This is a genomic window from Vibrio sp. 10N.222.46.A1 (assembly GCF_041473595.1).
Classification (GTDB): Bacteria; Pseudomonadota; Gammaproteobacteria; order Enterobacterales; family Vibrionaceae; genus Vibrio; species Vibrio tasmaniensis_A.
This window is the reverse complement of the sequence record NZ_JBFRSN010001002.1, coordinates 1-2,152: the sequence shown is the minus strand read 5'-3', so window position 1 is coordinate 2,152 and position 2,152 is coordinate 1. Positions and strand designations below refer to the sequence as shown.

Below are 2,152 nucleotides of genomic sequence, written 5' to 3'. Positions count from 1 at the left end.
GAAATCATTATCTAAACTATCCTTGTCATTCTTTTCTGTTATGACTTTACCACTGAAAAAGCTTCTTTAGCCACTGTTTTGGTTGACTTTCACAGCCCTTTTTAATGCTGCCACTTTTATCCCAGACCGGCAATTTGACTGTACCACCACAATCAAACTCTAACGCCCCTTCAGAAGTTCGAGTAAAGCTAGCGGTCGCAATTCCTGTTGGCCAAGGCAGTAATAGTTGTTCAGGCGTTCTTTGCTTCAGATAATCGGCATAGACACGCAACGCACCGCTAGAACCGGTTAGTTTAGTCGGTTTATTATCATCTCGGCCTAACCAAATCGTCGTGACTTCACGACCATCAACACCAACAAACCAACTATCTCGACTGTCATTACTTGTGCCCGTTTTACCAGCTAACCCAGCCCATGCAAATTGACCTTGTAAGAAACGACCTGTACCTTCCGATACACCCCGCTTCATCGCATAGGTTGTTAACCAAGCTGCTTGCTGGTCAACGCTTTGCGATACACGAGGAATCGATTGATACAGAACCTCACCATCATTATCAATAACCGAACGAAGCGCAGACAAAGGCGCAATGCGACCAGAGTTGGTAATGGTTTGGTACATCTGAGCAACTTGGAACGGAGTCAGTGAGAACGAACCCAAAAACATCGACGGTACTGGGCGAATTTCGTTTTTATCGACACCCAGTTTTCCAATGGTATCTGAGACGCTATCAATGCCTAACTGCATCCCCAAGCGAACCGTTGGTACGTTGTAAGACTTAGAAAGCGCCACATACAAGGGTACATCGCCACGGAACTTACGATCGAAGTTTCTTGGGCTCCATACGCTACCCTTACTGCCTTTCAAGCTCAGTGGCGTGTCCTTCAATGTTGTCGCCAACGTATACTTCTGAGGTTGCTCTAATGCGGTTAAGTAGATGGCAGGCTTAACCAAAGAACCAATAGGGCGACTCGCGTTCAAAGCACGGTTAAAACCATCGTAACCGGTACGTTTACCGCCGACCATCGCTCGAATTTCACCAGTATTGCGATCCACGGCAATAGCTGCGGCTTCCAGTTTGTTACCTGCCGTTTTCGATAAATCAGGCACTTTACGAGCAATCGACTTTTCTAACTTGTCTTGGGAAACGGGATCCAGAGAGGTAAAGACTCGAATCCCTTTTTTCGCTTCAAATCGATCGCCTACATACTTCTTAAGCTCAATGTTTACTTGCTGGAAGTAAGCTGGCTGACGACTAGCAATACGTGGGTTGTCTTGAATATCCAAATCACGACTCGCCGCTTCTTCGTATTGTCGCGGAGTTAATATGTCTTGCTGCATCAATAAGCGAAGAACCAGATCGCGTCGAGTCTTAGCACGCTCAGGGTAACGAACCGGATTGTAATACGACGGTCCTTTCACCATACCCACCAGCAATGCTAGTTGATCGATGCGGAGCTCTTGAATAGGTTGACCGAAATACAAACGAGACGCTAAACCGAAGCCATGAATCGCTTGCCCACCATTTTGACCAAGGTAAACCTCGTTTAAGTAAGCCTCTAGAATACGGTCTTTGCTGTAACGATGGTCCAAGATAAGCGCAATGTAGGCTTCACGAACCTTACGCCACAATGTACGCTCACTGGACAGGAATAGGTTTTTTGCCAACTGTTGTGTCAGCGTGCTACCGCCCTGTACCGTTCGCCCAGCTTTGACGTTAACGACCATTGCACGAGCGATTGCTAATGGCGATACCCCATCGTGTTGATAGAAGCTTCGGTCTTCAGTTGCTAATAAGGCATCAACCATCACTTCTGGGAACTGATTACGTTTTAAGAACAGGCGTTGCTCATCGTTACTTTTTTCAAGCATACCCAACATTTTCGGCTCAACACGTAGATAGCCCATGTCGCCTTTCTTCTCTAGCGACTGTATACGAGTTAACTCGTTACCGTTGAAATGCAGCATTACATGACGATCCGCTTCCGGTCCATCGACAAACTCGAACGGACGACGAATCATTTCAATCTTGGTTGAAGAAGAAGAGTACTCACCTGGGTGACGAGGAGAATTCACTTTACGGTAATTCAGCACATCCAATTCATTTTTGACTTGTACCAAACTAACGGCAGTACCAGGAGACAGATCCAACAC

The 2,152-nt window shown here is 46.4% G+C and carries 1 protein-coding gene; it reads right to left on the bottom strand.

Features of this window, described 5'->3' with window-relative positions:
• Positions 1 to 46 precede the first annotated feature (46 nt).
• Positions 47 to 2,152 (bottom strand): penicillin-binding protein 1B (gene mrcB / locus AB4496_RS23045; RefSeq protein WP_372132101.1); only part of this gene is annotated, 2,106 nt, incomplete at its 5' end.